The organism is Stenotrophomonas sp. RG-453 (assembly GCF_033843685.1).
Classification (GTDB): Bacteria; Pseudomonadota; Gammaproteobacteria; order Xanthomonadales; family Xanthomonadaceae; genus Stenotrophomonas; species Stenotrophomonas bentonitica_A.
The window spans coordinates 162,244-179,977 of record NZ_JAMYED010000010.1 but is presented as its reverse complement, the minus strand read 5'-3'; the positions used below and the strand labels follow the sequence as shown (position 1 = coordinate 179,977).

General features: G+C 68.8%; 13 protein-coding genes. 4 read left to right on the top strand and 9 right to left on the bottom strand.

Annotated features, from left to right (window positions below):
* Positions 1-126: 126 nt before the first annotated feature.
* Entirely contained in the window at positions 127-297 is a 171-nt protein-coding gene (locus tag NJD74_RS18265; RefSeq protein WP_167390394.1) for a hypothetical protein, read from the bottom strand.
* Positions 298-471: 174 nt separating this feature from the next.
* Between NJD74_RS18265 and NJD74_RS18260 the strand changes: the two genes are divergently transcribed.
* Entirely contained in the window at positions 472-2,448 is a 1,977-nt protein-coding gene (locus tag NJD74_RS18260) for a transglycosylase SLT domain-containing protein (protein ID WP_254427881.1), read from the top strand.
* A 59-nt stretch (positions 2,449-2,507) separates the two neighbouring features.
* Positions 2,508-3,728 carry a multifunctional CCA addition/repair protein gene (locus NJD74_RS18255; protein WP_102789410.1) on the top strand — a complete coding sequence of 407 codons (1,221 nt, stop codon included), beginning with the start codon at positions 2,508-2,510 and terminating at the stop codon, positions 3,726-3,728.
* A gap of 103 nt (positions 3,729-3,831) precedes the next feature.
* On the opposite strand, the gene NJD74_RS18250 is transcribed toward NJD74_RS18255, so the two are convergent.
* Genes NJD74_RS18250 through NJD74_RS18230 form a run of 5 tightly spaced genes read right to left on the bottom strand, consistent with a single transcriptional unit; the run spans position 3,832 to position 11,563 of the window.
* The gene (locus NJD74_RS18250) at positions 3,832-5,733 is read right to left on the bottom strand and encodes a sialate O-acetylesterase (protein ID WP_319624722.1); all 1,902 of its coding nucleotides are present in this window, start codon (positions 5,731-5,733) and stop codon (positions 3,832-3,834) included.
* Between the two features lie 29 nt (positions 5,734-5,762).
* A complete protein-coding gene (locus NJD74_RS18245; protein ID WP_167390393.1) occupies positions 5,763-7,214 on the bottom strand; it encodes a 2-dehydro-3-deoxy-6-phosphogalactonate aldolase in 1,452 nt (483 codons plus the stop codon).
* The gene (locus tag NJD74_RS18240; RefSeq protein WP_102789409.1) at positions 7,211-8,134 is read right to left on the bottom strand and encodes a 2-dehydro-3-deoxygalactonokinase; all 924 of its coding nucleotides are present in this window, start codon (positions 8,132-8,134) and stop codon (positions 7,211-7,213) included. Before NJD74_RS18240 ends, NJD74_RS18245 begins: the two co-directional genes overlap by 4 nt.
* The gene (locus tag NJD74_RS18235) at positions 8,131-8,868 is read right to left on the bottom strand and encodes an SDR family oxidoreductase (RefSeq protein WP_217350031.1); all 738 of its coding nucleotides are present in this window, start codon (positions 8,866-8,868) and stop codon (positions 8,131-8,133) included. Before NJD74_RS18235 ends, NJD74_RS18240 begins: the two co-directional genes overlap by 4 nt.
* A 31-nt stretch (positions 8,869-8,899) precedes the next feature.
* The gene (locus NJD74_RS18230; protein WP_319624721.1) at positions 8,900-11,563 is read right to left on the bottom strand and encodes a TonB-dependent receptor; all 2,664 of its coding nucleotides are present in this window, start codon (positions 11,561-11,563) and stop codon (positions 8,900-8,902) included.
* Between the two features lie 236 nt (positions 11,564-11,799).
* Here NJD74_RS18230 and NJD74_RS18225 point away from each other — a divergent pair, with 236 nt between their 5' ends.
* On the top strand, positions 11,800-12,732 hold the full coding sequence (locus tag NJD74_RS18225) for a dihydrodipicolinate synthase family protein (protein WP_102789407.1): 933 nt from the start codon (positions 11,800-11,802) through the stop codon (positions 12,730-12,732).
* On the top strand, positions 12,729-13,898 hold the full coding sequence (locus NJD74_RS18220) for a mandelate racemase/muconate lactonizing enzyme family protein (RefSeq protein WP_102789406.1): 1,170 nt from the start codon (positions 12,729-12,731) through the stop codon (positions 13,896-13,898). The genes NJD74_RS18225 and NJD74_RS18220 overlap by 4 nt, the downstream gene beginning before the upstream one ends.
* Before the next feature lie 572 nt (positions 13,899-14,470).
* Here NJD74_RS18220 and NJD74_RS18215 read toward each other — a convergent pair.
* The 3 genes from NJD74_RS18215 to NJD74_RS18205 form a co-directional block, all read right to left on the bottom strand.
* Entirely contained in the window at positions 14,471-15,793 is a 1,323-nt protein-coding gene (locus NJD74_RS18215) for an MFS transporter (RefSeq protein WP_102789405.1), read from the bottom strand.
* Positions 15,794-15,889: 96 nt separating this feature from the next.
* A complete protein-coding gene (locus tag NJD74_RS18210) occupies positions 15,890-16,609 on the bottom strand; it encodes a helix-turn-helix domain-containing protein (protein WP_319624720.1) in 720 nt (239 codons plus the stop codon).
* 70 nt (positions 16,610-16,679) lie between these two features.
* Positions 16,680-17,702 (bottom strand): S41 family peptidase, encoded by a 1,023-nt coding sequence (locus NJD74_RS18205; RefSeq protein WP_102789403.1) that lies wholly within the window; start codon positions 17,700-17,702, stop codon positions 16,680-16,682.
* Between the last annotated feature and the right edge of the window lie 32 nt (positions 17,703-17,734).

Genomic DNA, 17,734 nt, shown 5'->3' with positions numbered 1-17,734 from the left:
CAACCTGTAAATGTGAAGGAGTGACGTGCGCCTCGCTTTCACGGGAATTCGACAAAACCGACTGCGCAGGGTCCAGCTATGGAGGCATCTCCCGTGCGACGCGTAGGAACGCAAATGTCGCTGTTTTCAAGGGTCGTTGAAGGCATCCAAGGCGGGCGTCGTGCCGCTGCTGCGCGAACGCCATCCGCTTGATGCCAGGATTCGGGTGGCGACCGGAACCTTGGCATTTGCGCCATCCAGCGCGTCGGAATCGGCTTCAGTGCGCAGCCGTTGAACGTCGCCCGCACGGGCATCCACGTGCTACACCGCCCATGATGCGGTGGGATCGCGATCGGCACGTGCTTCCCACGTCCGTGGTCACCCGTGGAGCGATGGAACGGTGATGCGAATGGCGCGCCTAAGCGGCAGCTGTTCATCCTCGAGTCGGCTTGCCCTCACTCCCTTTCACCCCGCGCCGTTATGCTTTCCGGCATGACTCGACTTCCCCTGTATTTCTTCAGCGCGACCGTCCTGCTGGCCTGCACCGGGGTCAGCCCGGTGGCCGATGCCCAGAACCTGGATGCCCAGCGCGCGCAGCTCAAGGCCGTGATCGACAATGCCGAGCGCGGCCAGTTCGATCCTGCCCAGGCGGCGGCACTGAGCAGGCACCCGCTGTATGGCTGGGTCGAATTCGCCAACCTGCGGCGCAACATCGATACCGTCAGCAACGTGCAGGCGCAGGATTTCCTGAAGCGCTACAACGGCCAGGCGGTGGCCACCAGCTTCCGCAACGTATGGCTGCCCGCGGTGGCGCGGCGCCAGGATTGGCCGACGCTGCTCGCCAACTGGACCGACACGACCAACGTCGGCCTGCGCTGCGCCCAGCTCAACGCACGCCAGGCTACCGGCAAGGCCGATGCGCAGTGGGTCAGCGAGGCGCAGGCGATCTGGCGCAGTACCGGCAAATCGCTGCCCGATGCCTGCGATCCGGTATTCGCGGTGCTGGACGCCAAGGGCGGCATGAACGCCGAACTGCGCTGGGCGCGCATCGATGCCGCTGCCGATGAGCAGCAGCCGGCGGTGATGCGCAGCGCCGCGCGCGGCCTGCCCGCTGCCGACCTGGCGTTGGCCAACACCTATGCCGCCTTCGTCGACAGGCCCAACGCCAGCGCCTTGAACTGGCCGCGCAACGAGCGCAGCCGCCGCATCGCCACTGACGGCCTGGCCAAGCTGGCCAAGGCCGACCCGGGTGCGACCGAGCAGCAGCTGCCGCAGTACGCCGACGCCCTGCAGCTGAGCGCCGCCCAGCGCGCGCAGGTGCTGTATCAGATCGCGCTGTGGACGGTGGCTTCCTACGGTCCCGAATCCGCCCGCCGCCTCAATGCAGTGCCCGAGTCCGCCTACGACGAACGCCTGCACGAGTGGCGCGCACGTGAGGCGCTGTCGCGCGGCGACTGGCCGGCGGCGCTGACCGCCATCCGCAAGATGGGCCCCACCCAGCGGGCCGACTCGCGCTGGCGTTATTTCGAAGCGCGCATGCTGGACAAAACCGGCAAGCGCAGCGAGGCGCAGGCCGCCTTCCGTGAGGCAGCCCGCGCGGCCACCTTCCATGGCTTCCTGGCGGCCGACCAGCTCGGCCAGAACTACACGCTGTGCCCGTGGGAACCCAATGACAGTGCCCAGGCGCAGGCGGCAGTCGCCCGTGACCCGGCGATCGTGCGGGCCATGGAACTGTTCAAGATCGAGCGTGCCGGCTGGGCCGTGGCCGAGTGGAACGACGCGCTGAGCCGCTACGACAACACGCAGCGTCGCCTGGCCGTGGAAGTGGCGCGCGACAACGGCTGGTTCGACCGTGCGGTGTTCTCGCTCGGCAAGACCCCGGACGAGCAGCGCCTGTATTCGCTGCGCTTCCCGCTGCACCACGATGACAGCATCCGCCGCGAATCGGCGCGCAACGCGATCGACCCGGCCTGGGTGGCCGCGGAGATCCGCGCCGAAAGCATCTTCAACCCGAAGGCGCGCTCGCCCGCCAACGCGATGGGCCTGATGCAGGTGCTGCCGGCGACCGGCGCGGCCGTGGCCAAGTCGATCGGCCTGACCAACTACGGGGGTGCCGCCAGCCTCTACGATCCGGACACCAACATCGCCATCGGCACCGCCTACCTGCGCCAGCTGATGAACAAATACGAGGGCCTGCCCTACGTCACCATCGCCGCCTACAACGCCGGCCCGACCCCGACCGCCCGCTGGCAGTCGCAGCGCCCGGGGTTCGATCCGGACATCTGGATCGAGACCATCAGCTACAAGGAAACCCGCGAGTATGTCGCGCGCATCCTGGCCTTCAGCGTGATCTACGACTGGCGCTTGAACGGCGATGCGCTGCCGGTGACCGACCGCATGAACGGCCGTCTGCAGGTCAAGCGCAAGACCTTCGCCTGCGCGGCCAATGCCGACAAGGGTGGCGACTGACCGGCTCCGGTATGCGAACCGGTTGGCGTGGCCTTGGTCCACTGCGGCATCATGGGCACATGAAAATCTATCTGGTTGGCGGCGCCGTGCGCGACCGCCTCTTGCAGCGTTCCCCCGGCGACCGCGACTGGGTTGTCGTCGGGGCCACCCAGGCGCAGATGGAAGCGCAGGGCTACAAGGCCGTGGGCCGTGATTTCCCGGTGTTCCTGCATCCGGACAGCGGCGAGGAATATGCGCTGGCCCGCACCGAGCGCAAATCCGGACGCGGCTACCGCGGTTTCGTGGTCGATGCGGACCCGTCGGTGACGCTGGAAGAAGACCTGCAGCGCCGCGACTTCACCATCAACGCCATCGCCTGCGACGAGGCCACCGGCACGTTGGTGGATCCCTATGGCGGCGTGCGGGATATCGAGCAACGCGTGCTGCGCCACGTCGGCCCGGCCTTCATCGAAGATCCGCTGCGCGTGCTGCGTGCGGCCCGCTTCATGGCGCGCTTCGCCCCGCTCGGCTTCACCGTGGCCGAGGAGACGATGGCCCTTATGCAGCAGATCGCCGCCAGCGGTGAGCTTGAGGCACTGGTGCCCGAACGTGTCTGGCAGGAGCTGCGACGCGCCCTCGCCTCCGCGCGGCCGTCCGCCTTCCTGCGCACGCTGCATGATGCCCATGCACTGGGCCCGATCCTGCCCGAGCTGGAAGCACTGTATGGGGTGCCGCAGCGCGCGGAGTTCCACCCCGAAGTGGATACCGGCGTGCACCAGGAAATGGTCAGCGACCTGGCCGCGCAGCTGGCACCGGGCGATGACCTGATCGGCTTCGCCGCGCTGACCCACGACCTCGGGAAGGGCCTGACCCCGCCAGAGGAATGGCCGCGCCACATCATGCATGAGCAGCGCGGGGTGGCCCCACTGCGTGCCCTGGCCGAGCGCTTGAAGGTGCCGGTCGATCACCGCCAGTTGGCCGAAGCGGTCTGCCGCGATCATCTCAACGTGCACCGCATCGACGAACTGCGCGATGCCACCGTGCTGGAACTGCTGGCCCGCTGCGACGGCTTCCGCCGCCCGGAGCGGATCGCGCAGATCGCGCTGTGCTGCGAGGCCGACAAGCGTGGCCGGCTGGGGTTTGAAGACAGCGATTATCCGCAGGGCGAAACGCTCACGCGCCTGCACCAGGCGGCGCTGGCGATCCAAGCGCGCGACCTGGACCTCACCCACCTGAAGGGACCGGCTGTGGGTGAAGCGCTGGCCAAAGCGCGTACGCGGGCGATTGCGGCGGTGCGTTGACCTATGGGATCAGCCGGCCGCGGCGACACGCCACGGCGGCTGCAGAAACCGTTCGAGCACATCAGAGAGGGTTATCTTCTCAAGGCCATATGCAACGCGGGCGCTACCGGATGGGCACCTCGAACGGCCCGGCGGGCAAGCCGTTGCGGTCGTAGAGCGTAATGACCGGGCTGCCCGCCCATCCATACCGGACCCGGGTGACCTGCCCTGCGCCGTCAGCCTCAAGCACCACGTCGTTGCCGTCTATATGCGCCTGCGCGTAGCGGCAGCTGGCCTGGGTATCCCCGCAGAGTTCAAAACCGACCGGCGACAGTCCTCCGTGAGCGACCAGTCCGCTCTCGATGTCGGCAAAGGCAACACGCACGCCGTTGCCACCGCGGCGTGCCTGCACCGGCACCGGCCCGGACGCTGGCGCAGGATCGGCGTAGGCCAGATGAAGCGCGGCACGCGCCAGGCGTTGCCCCACTGCCTGCTTGTTGGCCGGGTGCAGGTCGTCGTGCTCGCCGATATCCAGCGCCACCACCAGCGCCGCGTGCGGATCGGCCGCCACAACCCTGCGCTGCGCCTCCCGTAGCTGCGCCCAGTCGCTGGCCTCTGGTTGCAACGGCGCCGGGCCGAAGCCGGCCAACTGCACTACCAGCAGCGGCAGCGTGCTGCCGAAGCTGGTGCGCAGGCTGGTTCGATAGGCGGCCAATTTCGCGGCATAGGCCCCAGCCTCGAAAGTATTGGATTCCCCCTGGTACCACAGCGCGCCCCGCAGGCCATACCCGGCCAGCGGCGCCACCATGCCGTTGTGGAGGGTGCCCATGCCCCACGACGACAGCCATGGCGCGGTCGGTGGCATGCGCTGGGCTGCCGGTACTGTCTGGTAGTCCCACGGGCCGGCAAGCGGCAGGCGTGACCCGTCAGCCAACCCCAGTGCGCGCGGCTCCACCGGCAGGCCCCCTTCGCGATACGTGTTGAGCACGTTGACCACCAGCGTGTTCGCACCGGCGTGCAGCGTGCCGGCCGGCAGCACATAGCGTCGCGCCAGCCCGGCACCGAAGCTGCTGCCCACGATGCGACCGTTGATCCAGGTGGTGTCCAGTTCGTCGATCCGCCCCAACTCCAGCACGCTGGGCTGCCCGGCCTGCGCGGCGTCAAGCTGCAGCGTGGTGCGGTACCAGCCCATGCCAAGGTGGTCGGCCAGTGCCGGCGCAACCCACGCCGTCGTGGGGGACGCCCTCTGCCAGGGACCGGTATCGTCAACGCGCCATGGCTGGCGCATATCGGCACTATCGCGCTGCCAGGCCTGTTCCCACTGCGCGCCCCAGGCCACCAGTGCCGCCGCCGGGTCCTGCGCGTACTGGTCCAGCACGGCCAGGGCCGGCGCCTGCCCATCGACCCGGCGCAGCGCATCGGCGCGTGTCCAGGCCTCGATGCGCGACCCGTTCCACGACGCATTGATCAGCCCCATCGGCACATCCACGTCGCGTTGCAGTTCGCGCGCGAAGTAGTAACAGGTGGCCGAAAACCCCCGCACGGTGTCGGGCGTGGCGGGCTGCCACTGCGGTACATCCGCGAAGCGCTGCCTCGGCACCGCGCTGTCCTGGGTGGGAATCTGCAGCAGGCGGATGCGACCGTGGGTGGCTGCCGCCACTTCGGCGCGAGCGTCCAGCGTGCGCTCTACCGGCAGGGCCATGTTGGATTGGCCACTGCACAGCCACACGTCACCGATGAGCACGTCATCCACGCGCTGTTGCCGCCCCTGCGAGGCCACGTTCAACACATGCGGGCCGCCGGCCGGCAACGCGGGCAGGGTCGCCTGCCAGCGGCCGCTGCGATCGGCGCGCACGCGTTGCGCATGCCCGGCCAGCTGCAGGTCCACCCGTGCGCCCGGTGCCGCCGCGCCCCATACGGCAATCGGGCGGTCGCGCTGCACCACCATGTGGTCGGTGAACGGCGCGTCCAGCAGGGCCGGCGCTGCGTGAGTCGCCGCCACCGCAAAAAGCGCAATGAGCAGCACGCCGACCCGCCCGGCAGGCCGCTGCCGACTCACGGCTGGACCGCGAACAATCCGCCGGAACCGGGCCACTGTGCCAACGCCTGCTCGCCCAGTCGTGCACGCGCGGTGCTGATGAACAGCCGTCCGTCGGGCGCGAAGCACAGGCTGCCCACGTGCGGCGCCGGTACCGCGAGCGTGCGCAGGACGGCGCCGTTGGCGGCCAACTCCACCACCGAATGGCCGCCCCACATCGCCACCCACAGGTGGCCATCGCGCGCCATCGCCATGCCGTCGGGCTTGCCCGGCACGCCCAGGAAATCGGTGACCACCTTCGGCTCGCCCAACGTGCCTGCCACCACATCGGCCGGGTAGGCGAGCAGGGTGCGGGCCAAGGTGTCGATCACGAACAGGGTGGTTTCGTCAGCCGAGAACGCCATGCCGTTGGCCACGCCCAGGCCGTCGGCCACGCGCCGCGCCGGCGCATCCACGGCCGGCGCATGGAATAGTGCGCCGCGTCCAGTGAGCAGGCCTTGATGCATCGACCCGCCCCACAACCCGCCGCGGCTGTCGGTGACCAGATCATTGAGCCGGCACCCTGCGCCGACGTCCACTTCCGGGCCCGCCTGCAGCGGCCCGTCGGGTGCAAACGCGACAAAGTGCGTTTCGCCGTTGCCCACCAGCGTGCCGTCGGCCATGGCCAGCGACCAGACCGGCTCGGGCAGCGGCACCCGTTCGCACTGGGTCCCGTCCCAACGCAACAGGCAGGGCGCAGTCGGATCGACCCAGCGCAGGACACCGTCGGCACCGAACACGGGCGATTCGCCCACGGTGGTGCGCGCGTCGCACACCAGGGTAGCGCGCGCCGGTGCCGCCGCCTGCACGGCGTGCATCCAGCGGGAGGCACGCTCCCCCACCGCCTCGGCACTGCGGCCGGGCCGGTACAGGTCGGTGCCCACGCCGAAGGCGCTTACCCCCGCCTCGCGGAACTCAGCAACCTGCGCGGGAGCGACGCCGCCGACGGCGATCAAGGTAACCCCGGCCGGCAACACCGCCGACAACGCCTGCAGGCGCGGCTGCGCACCGTTGGCCGGGAACGCCTTCAGATGGCGCGCACCGGCGGCGATTGCGGCGAAGGCTTCGGAGGCCGTGGCAAACCCCGGCACCGGCACCATGCCGTGCGCGATCGACGCGGCGATCACCGCTGCATCGGTGTTGGGGGCCACGCAGAAGGCGCAGCCGGTGGCGGCCAACTGCTCGACCGCTGCGGTGCTGACCACGGTCCCCGCGCCGATCAGCATGCGCCCCTGGAAATGCGCCGCCAGGGTGCGGATGGTGCGCAGCGGGTCCGGTGAATTCAGCGGCACTTCGGCCAGCCGCACGCCGGCGGCGTACAGCGCCTCGACCACCGCGATCGCCTCGTCACCGGGCAGGCCGCGCAGGATCGCGATGATGCCGGTACGCGCCAGCGCGGCGTCGAATGTTTCTGCGTGCTCGTCATTCATGCCAACGCTCCGGCTGCCTGATGCAATGCAAGGAAGCCGCGGGTGGAGGCGTCCTGCGAGGGAATGGAGCGGCTGCCGCCGCCCAGTTCGACCAATGCGCGTGCATACAGCGCGCAGACCGGGGCGGCCCCCACCAGCGGCACGGCGTGCAGGGCCTGCGGCCACTGCCGGCGCACATCGGACAGCTCGGCGCCGATCAGCAGCCCGCGCAGATAGGCCGCGCCATCACGCCGTGGCAGGTCGCCGCGGATCACCTTCGCCCGCGCACCAAACAGCAACGTGCCCAAGCCCATGCCGCCGTCGTGCGCGGCATGCAGGCCATCGATGAAGGCCGCCCCGTCGTGCGCCGGCCCATCGACCACCGAGGCAAGCAGGCCGGCGGCGGTGAGGCGATCGAATATTTCACCGGACATCGCGGTCATGAAGGCCACCACCGTGCCGCCCTCCAGCTGCACCCATTTGCTGTGCGTGCCCGGCAGCGCGACCACGCCGGTGTCGGGCACCGCACCGGCGGCGACCAGGCCGAGCAATTCGGTTTCCTCGCCGCGCATGATGTCCGGCGCGCCGTCCGGCCGCCGACAGGCCAGGCCGGGCACGATCGCCACGGCATGCGCCCCTATCTGGACCGGGTGCAGTTGGCCGGCCAACGCGTCCAGCGTGGCCGGACATTCCACATAGCCCGCATCGCTCCAGCCGATGTTGGAGCCCACCATGCCACTGGCGTAGATGCGCGTGGCCTGCGGCCACTGCGCCACCACATCCTCCAGCAGCGCCTGCATCTGTGCCCGCTCCAGCCCCGCAATGCCGCGCGGCTGTTCGATCGCGCCGGTCACCTGGCCGTCGTGGCCGATGCGGAACGCGCGGAAATTGGTGCTGCCCCAGTTGATGCCGATGATGTACGGCGTGGCTGCCTCACTCATTGCCGGGTCACTCCTGCGCCACCGTCCAGGGGAAACACCGCGCCGGTGATCCAGCTGCTGCGCGGTGACGCAAGGAACAGCGCCAGCTCGGCCGCATCGGCCGGCGTGCCCAGGCGCCCCAGCGGATGTCGCTGCACGTTGGCGTGGCGGGCGCCAGCCGGGTCGGCGGCGCGTGCGAACGAGGCCTGCAACATCGGCGTATCCACCGACGCCGGGGCGATGGTATTGACCCGGATGCCATCGGCCGCAAACTCCAGCGCGGCGGTGCGCGCCAGTTCCTCCAGTGCGGCCTTGGAGGCCGCGTAGGCCGCCAATCCGGGCGTGGCGAAGCGGGCGTTGATCGACGACACCAGCACGATGCTGCCATCGCGACCGCGCATGTCCGGCACCACCTGCCGGATCACCCGCAGCGCGCCCAGCACGTTGACCGAGTACACATCCAGCCACACCGCATCGTCGTGTGCCAGGGTGCCACCGGCCGGGCAGATGCCGGCGCAATGTACCAGGGCATCAAACGGACCCACCGCAGCACGCAGCTGCCCGATCGCGGCGGTGACCGCCTCGGCCGACCGCAGGTCGGCGATCGCGGTGGCCTGCCCGCCGTCGCTGGCAACCTGGTCCAGCGTGGCCACCGTGGCGCCGTCGGCACGCAACCGCGCCACCACCGCCGCGCCGATGCCACTGGCCGCGCCGGTCACCAGCGCCACGCGCCCGTGCATTGCCGTATCGCTCATGCCCTGCCCTTTCCTTCCAGAAGATCCATGCTCAGAACCGGTAGGTCAGGCTGGCCTTGTAGGACCGGCCGAATACCACGTTGGTGCGCAGCCCTTCGGCATAGCCATCGAAGGTGCGCTGCTCGCTGTCCAACAGGTTGTTGCCTTCCACCTTCAGGGACAGGCGGTCGCTGAAATCGTAGCTCATCGATGCCGACAGATCCTTGTAGGTGTCGTTGTAGATGCCGGTGGACGCGGCCGACAGGCCGACCAGGTATTCGTCACGCCAGTTGTAGGCCACGCGGATGCCGAACGGACCGTTCTCGTAGTAGCCGATCAGGTTGGCGTTGTTCTTGGACAGGCCCGGGAAGGTCAACGCGCTGCCGTTGATGTCGGTGATCGGCGTTTCCGAATCGATCCACGTGTAAGTGGCGACCACCCCGAAGCCGTCGAACATGCCGCTGAAGGGCACCTGCGCCAACAGCTCCACGCCTTTTACCTTGGCCTTGTCGCCGTTGATCTTGCGCAGCACCAGGTAGTTGACGTTGTTGTAGGTCTCCGCGCTCTGGCGCTGGACAATGAAGGTGGAGACATCCTTGTAGAACAGGCCGGCCGACAGCAGCCCCTGGCCGCCGTAGTACCACTCCAGCGACAGGTCGTACTGGGTGGCCTTGAACGGATCCAGGTCCGGGGCGCCGCCGCTGCCGGTGCCCGGCGAGGTCTGCACACCGTTGCTGTCGAACACCGCGTTGTTGTTGAGGGTGACGCCGTTGTTGAGGTCTTCGGTGTTGGGGAAGGCCACCACCTTGGCCGCGCCGCCGCGCAGTATCAGGCTGTCAGTGATCTGCAGCTTGGCCACCGCCGAGGGCAGCACCTCGCGATCGTCGCGCTCGAACCGCGAGGGGCTCAATGCGCCGCTGCCGCTGATCAGGTTGCCGCGCGAGGTCAGGTCGCGGCCGACGAAGCGCACGCCCAGGTTGCCGCCCAGCGGCATGCCGGCCACGTCGGTGTCCCAGTTGAGCTTGGTGTAGGCCTCCAGGAAATCCTCGTCGACGCTGAAGGTGGCCGCGTAGGCCAGCGCGTTGTTGCGCGGGTCCAGGCACTGCGCGTTCTGTGAGATCTGCGGCAGCGTGGTGAAGCTTTCACAGCCCCCGAAGGTGCTGCGGAACGGCCCGAGGTAGGCACGCGGCAGACCACTGAACTCGCCCGGCAGGAAGTCGTTGTTGCTGTACACGCGGATGTACGGCGCCATCTGCGTGACCGGCACCCCGCCAACCGGCCGGATATCGGCGCGGCGCGGATCCTGCAGGCTTTCCAGGCGGCTGAAGCGTGCACCGAAGTCCAGCGAGCGCAACGGGCCATCGCCGAAGGCCAGGCTCCAGTCGGTGCGCAGCGCGCGCGAATCGGTCTGTGCGCGCCAGTCGTTGTCGAACATGATGGTCATGCGCCACTGCGATGGATCGGTCAGGTCGATGCCGCTGACGTTGAAGCTGCCGAAGCTGCCGCTACGCAGGTCGAAGTCGGTGACCGAACTGCGCCCGGCCATCGGCGCCAGGCGCATATAGCGCTGGTTGTAGTTGGCGGTGGAGCGGCCCCAGTCCAGCTCGGCCGAGCCATCCAGGCGATCACCGACGCGGAAGCCCGCGCGCAGCGCGGTGGACAGCGTGTCCGAATCGATATCAGCCGATTCGGCATTGAGCAGCACCGTGCCGGTGGAGCGCCCCGCCAGCAGGATGTCGTGGTCGGAGTAGACCGCGTTGCTCAACCCCGCCGAGGGATTGAAGGCGATCCAGTAGCGGTCACGCTCGGCCTTCTGGCGCGAATAGAACGTATCCCAGGTGAGCTCCACCCCGTCGGTCGGCCGCCATTGCAGCACCGCGCTGACGCCGACCTTGGTGCGGTCATCGTCGATGTTCTGCGCACGCATGTCGGTGCTGCCGAAGCGGGTGCGGGTAGGGTCGGCGGGGTCGGTATAGCGCGCATACCCGGAGAAGGTGTCCAGGCCCTGCTGCACCACGTTGCGGCGACCGTAGGTGGCCGACAGCAGCGCACCGAAGCGGCGGTCGTCGCTGCGCCGTGAGATCAGCCCGAACGCGTTGTGCCCCCAGGCGTCGGACATTTCATCGTAGGTGCCGGCCAGGCTCACCACGTTCTGGTCGCTGTCGCCGGACAACGGCTGGCGGGTGTGGATGTCCACGATGCCGCCCAGCCCACCGGAGAGCTGGTCGGCGCCAGCCAGCTTGGTCACCTCCAGACGCGAGATCAGCTCGGAAGGCACCAGCGAGAGCAGGCCGTAGGTGGAGGTGGCCAACTGGTCCAGGCCGTTGCCGCCGCGCCCGGTGGCGTCGACGATCTGGCGGCCGTTGTAGAGCAGCACGTTTTCTTTCAGGCCGCGCACCAGGATGTCGCTGCCCTCGCCCATGCCGCGCTCGAGCTGCACGCCGGCCACGCGCCCGAGTGACTCGGCCACGTTGGTGTCGGGCAGTTTGCCGATGTCGTCGGCCACGATCGCGTCGACGATCTGCGCCGAGTCACGTTTGAGATCCCGCGAGGCTTCCAGGCTGCCGCGGATGCCCACGACGCTGACCGCGTCCAGGGTCTGCGCCTGCTGTTCGGTGGTTGGGGGGGCCGGGGCGTCCTGCGCCGTTGCCAGCACGGGCGCCAGCAGGCAGGTGCCCAGGGCGATGAACAAGGTGGAACGTCGAAAACGATGCATGGATCGGACCCTCTCCCAAGGTAGGGACCCAGACCGGACTGCCGGCTGGATCCAGCGCTTTTCCGTCATTGCTGCTGCGCTGCGGCTTGGCAGCGTGTAGCTAATATAGCAATATGTTTTGGCCGCGCACGCTGCAATGCAGCGAAAACTGATGGTTCCTTTGCGGCATGTGCGGGAACCTCCCCTCCATAGTGTTGCTATCCACGGCACACACAGTTCAACAAGGACCCGGCGCAATGGCCGTTCTGCAAGGTGTCTTCCCCATCCTCCCCACGATCTTCGACGCGCACGGCGCCCTCGATGAACGCGGCACCGAGGCGGTATTCGAGTACATCCTGGCCGCGGGTGCGGCCGGCGTGGTGTTCCCGGGCCTGGCCAGCGAGTACGACATGCTGTCGTTGGAGGAGCGGTTGCACCTGACCGCGTGCATCGGGCGCTGGAACCGCGGCCGGGTGCCCTTCATCGTCGGCGCCAGCGCGAAGACGCTGGAGGATGCGGTACGGCTGGCGCGTGCCGGTGGCGAGGCCGGGGCCGAGGCGGCGATGGTGTTGACCCCGCATGCGCTGGCCGGCGATGCCGCGGCGATGGCGGCGTTCTTTGCCCGGCTGGGCAGCGAGTCGGGCGTGGCGGTGATGTTGCAGAACGCGCCCGCCCCGATGGGCGTGGGGCTGGGCGTGGACGAGGTGGTGGCACTGACCGCGCAGGTGCCGGCCATCGCCTACGTCAAGGAGGAAACCATGCCGTCGGGCCATCGCATCACCGCATTGTCCGAACGTGCCGGCGACAGCGTGCAAGCGGTGTTCGGCGGTGCCGGAGCACGCTACGTGCTGGACGAACTGGCACGCGGCGCGGTGGGCACGATGCCGGCCTGTGAGATCACTGAAGTGCATGTGGCGATGTTGGCCGCCTGGGCCGACGGCGACCGCGACCGCGCGCGCGACCTGTTCGAACGCACCCTGCCCCTGCTGAGCATGCAGGCGGTGTTCCGCTGGCGCCTGACCAAGGCGATCCTGCTGCGGCGTGGCCTGATCGGCAGCGACCACGTGCGCGCGCCGGGCCCGTCGCTGGACCGGCATGACCAGCAGGAACTGACTATCCTGCTGGACCGCATCGGCGACCTGCTGCCGATGGATACCGTTCCCGGCCAGGCCACGAGACATTCCGCATGAGCGTTGTCAGCAAGGTCGAGACCTTCATCCTCACCGTGCCACGCACCACGCCGTACCTGGGTCCGCTCGGCGCGGGCGAACGGGTCAACGCGCGGGGCTATCTGGTACGCCGCGGCAACGGCACGCTGTACCCCACCGTGGACCGCTCGGTGCTGGTACGGGTCACCACCGCCGATGGCGCGGTGGGCTGGGGCGAAACCTATGGCATCTGCGCACCGCGTGCCACCTGCGAGATCATCAATGACCTGCTGGCCCCGGAACTGGTGGGTCGCGATCCGCAGGACGTGGAAACGATCTGGGATGACCTGTACGGGTTGATGCGCGTGCGCGGCTGCGGCAGCGGTTTCCATACCGACGCGCTGGCTGCGCTGGACATCGCCCTCTGGGACCTGCGCGCACGTGCGGCGGGGCAACCGCTGTGGGCGCTGCTCGGCACGCGCCAACGCGACAGCATTGCCGGCTATGTGTCCGGCCTGCCGGCGGCCACCGTGGACGAGAAGGTGGCCATGGCCCGCACGTTTGCCGCACAGGGGCATGACGCGTTCAAGGTGCATGCCGTGGTCAGCCACGACGGCATCGCCGAGGAAATGGCCGCGCTGCGTGCCGCGCTGGGCGAGCAGGTGCAGCTGATGGTCGACCTGCACTGGAAGTTCGACCATGCCCAGGCCCTCGCACTGGCGCACGAGCTTCTGCCCAGTCGACTGACCTTCATCGAAGCGCCGTTGAAGCCGGAGGACGTGGCGGGTCTGATCGCCCTCGGGGCAGACAGTCCGATCCCGGTGGCGGCAGGCGAAGAGTGGCCCACCGACTACGTGGCACGCCTGCGGCTGGACGGCGGCACGCTGGCGTACGTGCAACCGGAGATGGGCCACACCGGCATCACCCAGTTCCTGCGCATCGCCAGGCTGGCAGCGCGCCGTGGCGTGCAGGTTGCACCGCACGCGACCATTGGCGGCGGCATCTTCATGGCCGCCAGCCTGCATGCATCGGCGGTGATCGACGGGCTGTGGCGGCACGAGTGGCAGCACTCGATCTTCTCGCGTTCGGTGGAGATGCTGGACACCGACATGGCCTACGCGCACGACGGCTATCGCCTGCCCAGCGGCCCCGGCCTGGGCGCGGTGCCGAACGCCCGTTTCTGGGACCACACCGAAGCGGTAGCGTAGTGCCGGGCTCTGCCGCGCCCCGGTGTCCCTACGGCAAGCGGATGACGAACGCGTCGCCACGCGCCCAGTAAACAAGATGCCATTGCACGTAGCGCCGGGCTCTGCCCGGCTACTGTTCGCAGGCGCTCCTTTTTGGTTCTTCGCCCCTTTGAGGGGAGCGTATTGTTCCAACGGCCGTCGCAGAGTGCGCACGACGCTACGCGGATGGCCGGATGTGCAAGCGCCGTTTGGATCGGCTGGCGTCTCCGATCGGGGCGGTCGCGAGCGTGAGGGCCCCCATGCCCTTGGAGACGAAATAAAGGGGGAGGGGGCGGCCGCAGGCCGACGCCGGAGGACATTCGCCGAAAAGGGCATGGGGGCCCAGCGCCCGAGCCACCGACGGCTGCACCTGGAAAGCGTCAAAGCACGCTTCTGCTTGCCCCGCGTATGCGCGAAGAACCTTTTTTCTGGCATGGGCTGATGAAGGCAGCCGGGCAGAGCCCGGCGCTACGTGCGATGGCGTTTCGTTTGCTGGTCGCGTGGCGACGCGGCATGATCCGCGCGCGGTTCATTGGCGAGACGCGCGGCGTTTCTCAGCCGGCCGCAACCGCCGCAGCCTGCGGGCCGATCAAGGTCATCTTCGAGCGGCGCGCCTGCTTCAACGCGGTCCACGCCAACAGCACCGCGATGGGATGCAGGAAGGCCATCAGCACGAAGGCGCGATCGAAGTTGCCGTCGGCCACCAGGTGCCCCACCACCTGCGCCGACACCATGCCGCCCAGCGCGCTGCCGCAGCCGACCAGGCCGGCGACCGAGGCGATATAGCGCGACGGGAACAGGTCCACGGTCATCGTGGTCAGGTTGATCTGGTAGGTAAGGTGGGCGAAGGTCACCACGCAGGCCAGCGCCAGCAGCAGCGGAATCGGCGGATGCATCGCCACGAACAGCCCGACCGGTGCCAGGCACGCCGCGCCCATCATGGTGGTCAGGCGCGCACGCACCGGGTGCATGCCGCGCTTCACCAGCCGGCCGGAAATCAGCCCGCCGCCCACGCTGCCGATATCAGCGGCCACGTACACGATCCACGCCACCGACGCGATCATCGCCAGGCTCATGCCGCGTGCGTCCCCCAGATATTTGGGGAACCAGAACAGGTAGAAGTACCAGACCGGATCGGCAACCGCGCGCGACGCCACCAGTGCCCACACGGTACGGTCGCGCGCCAGCCGCCCCCACACGCCTTTCATCGAGGTGGGCGGCGCAACCGGCACCGGCGTTTCCAGTGCCGGCGTCGCGCTGGCCTCGGCTGCAGCGACGGCCTCGGTCTGCGGCGTTGCAGCCGGCACCTGCGCCTTGCGCGGATAGGCCCACCACCACGCCAGCATCCACAGCAGTCCGGCCACGCCGGTGATCCAGAACGCACTGCGCCAGCCGTAGGTCAGGGCGATGCCGCCAATCAGCGGCGGCGCCAGCGTGGCGCCGATCATCGCGCCAGCCGTGTACAGCCCCAGTGCCAGGCCGCGTTGCGGTGCGGGAAACTGCTCGGACACCACCTTGGTGCCCACCGTGTAGTTGCCCGGCTCGCCCAGGCCCAGCGCGAAGCGGGCCGCGCCCAGCTCCACCGCACTGCGCACGAACCCGGTGGCGATGTTGGCCAGCGACCACCAGCCCACGAACAGCAGCAGTGCCACGCGCGCGCCAAGCCAGTCGGTGACCCGCCCCGCCATGACATAGGCGGCCGCGTAGGCGAACAGGAACACCTGCACTACGCGCGCATATTCCAGGTCGGTCATCTTCAGGTCGGCCTGGATGGTCGTCGCCAGGATCGACAGCGCCTGCCGGTCCAGGTAGTTGATGACGGTCGAGAAGAACAGCAGCGCCAGCAGCACCCACTTGGTTTTCCCGGTCCCGCTCACGCGCCTGCACGCTTGGACATCGCTGATGCCTCCCCATCGGAAGGCTGCAACGTATTGCTATTGTAGCAACATGTCAAACCGCACTGCGGCAATCGCTCAGCCGATTTCCGCCGCCGCCGCGCGCAGCGCCGCCACCAGTTCCTCGGTGGCCGCTTCCGGGATCCAGCCGGACACGGCAATGCCGGCATGCACCGGATCGCCCATCGCGATGGCCACGATGTGGTGGTCACGTTCGTCGGCCACATGCACGCGCGCGTGGCCCTGCGCACGGGTAATGGCCAGGGTGCCCAGCAGTTGCTCGATGCCCTCGGGGAACATGGGAATCGGCCGGTCGGCATACAGCTCGCGCACGTCCTCGTCGCCCAGCTGGGCCAGCAGCGCGATGCCGATGCCGCTGGTGGTGGCCGGCAGCAGCCCGATGCGACCCAGCCCGCGTGCCGCCTCGATGCCCGGCGGGGCATGGAACAGGTAGCTCACGCTGTCGTTCCAGAGCACCCCCAGCGCCACCGTGTGGCCGAACCGGCGCAGGTGTTCCAGCACCGGCAGCGCGCGCCGGATCAACCCGGAGGCAAACAGGCTCTGCGCGGCAAGCACGTGCATGCCCGGGCCCGCGGTGTACTTGCGATCGGCGGTCTGCCGCGCAATGCCGAGGTAGGCCAGGGTCTTGAGCAGCCGGTTGACCCGGGTCGGGTTGGCGTCCAGCTGCCGGGCCAGTTCACGGCAACCGACCGGCTCGGGGGAAGAGGCCAGCGCCTGCAGCGTGGCGATGCCGTCGATCAGGCTCTGGTTGGGCTGTGCATTGGGCTTGGTTCGCATCGGGAAAGCGTACTTCCCCCCCGCGGGTAATGCCACCAATAGCAACACGCCAGACCGGGGCGACGACCTTTCAGGGCAGCTTGCAGGCCGGTTGCGCCAACAGCCACGCCTGCGCGGCCGTCGTTGCATCCTGCCCCTCGGCCACAATCACGTCGGGCTGCAGGCGGTTGCCATCGCCTACGCCGTTGCGGTCGGCCATCACGCTGCCGGTCAACAGCAGCAGGCTGCCATCGGGCAGACGCTGCGGGGTATTGGAGGTGGAATAGCCGGCACTGGGCTGGCCGAAGCTGCGCGAGGCTGCCCGGCCGCGGAAGGCCAGCACCGATGCCTCGCCGGAACTGGCAGTGCGCGGCCCGAACAGGACGGCCACCGGCGCGCCCGGGTGGCGCAGCGTGTACCGCGTGTTGCTCGATCCCAACATCCCGTTCCCGTCCGACCAGATCGCGCCATCGCGATACGCCCACGGCTGCTGTTTGTCCGCGCGAAGGGACATGCCGACCGGATCACTTCCCTTGGCATCGCCCAGCAACGGGCCCAGGCCCAGCAACATGGGCCACATATTGCCGCCACTGTTGCCGCGCAGGTCGACCACCCAGCCACAGCGGTTGCCATCGTCCTGCGCCTGGATGCGCGCCTGCAGCGCAATGGCCGCCTGCTTGCGGGCCTGGTACTGCACTTCCTGGGGCTGGGTCTGGTCGTCCATGTAGGCGCCGACGTTGATCCACCCCAGCCGCGCTGTCGGTCCCGTGCTGGCGTCCTCTGTCTGAAGGGGCGCAGCGCCCATCGCTGCCTGCGTGGCCGGTGCGCGTTTCGACTCCGTGCGCAACTGGCTGGCCGATATCCAACGCCCGTGCCCGCCACTGCTGCGCTGGATCACATCGTCCAGCAGCCGCCGCGTCTGCGCCGGGTCACGCGCAGCCGCCAACTCCGCGCGGGCCTTGGACCAGTCCACGCGGTCGCGATACAGCGACTGCTGCTGCAGCAGATCCAGGATCCGCGCCTGTGCCTCGGCGCTGGGCACCTCCTGTGCATGTGCAGCGCCACTTGCCGTTGCAAGCGCCACCATCAACAGCCAACCACGTCCTGCGATCATCGTGCTACATCCCTGTAGTGAAGAGGCCGCAG

What these genes read in the sequence shown, in the direction of transcription:
- NJD74_RS18260 (WP_254427881.1), top strand. Translation starts at nt 472, where the DNA reads ATGACTCGACTTCCCCTGTATTTCTTCAGCGCGACCGTCCTGCTGGCC.
- NJD74_RS18255 (WP_102789410.1), top strand. Translation starts at nt 2,508, where the DNA reads ATGAAAATCTATCTGGTTGGCGGCGCCGTGCGCGACCGCCTCTTGCAG.
- NJD74_RS18245 (WP_167390393.1), bottom strand. Translation starts at nt 7,214, where the DNA reads ATGAATGACGAGCACGCAGAAACATTCGACGCCGCGCTGGCGCGTACC.
- NJD74_RS18240 (WP_102789409.1), bottom strand. Translation starts at nt 8,134, where the DNA reads ATGAGTGAGGCAGCCACGCCGTACATCATCGGCATCAACTGGGGCAGC.
- NJD74_RS18235 (WP_217350031.1), bottom strand. Translation starts at nt 8,868, where the DNA reads ATGAGCGATACGGCAATGCACGGGCGCGTGGCGCTGGTGACCGGCGCG.
- NJD74_RS18230 (WP_319624721.1), bottom strand. Translation starts at nt 11,563, where the DNA reads ATGCATCGTTTTCGACGTTCCACCTTGTTCATCGCCCTGGGCACCTGC.
- NJD74_RS18225 (WP_102789407.1), top strand. Translation starts at nt 11,800, where the DNA reads ATGGCCGTTCTGCAAGGTGTCTTCCCCATCCTCCCCACGATCTTCGAC.
- NJD74_RS18220 (WP_102789406.1), top strand. Translation starts at nt 12,729, where the DNA reads ATGAGCGTTGTCAGCAAGGTCGAGACCTTCATCCTCACCGTGCCACGC.
- NJD74_RS18210 (WP_319624720.1), bottom strand. Translation starts at nt 16,609, where the DNA reads ATGCGAACCAAGCCCAATGCACAGCCCAACCAGAGCCTGATCGACGGC.
- NJD74_RS18205 (WP_102789403.1), bottom strand. Translation starts at nt 17,702, where the DNA reads ATGATCGCAGGACGTGGTTGGCTGTTGATGGTGGCGCTTGCAACGGCA.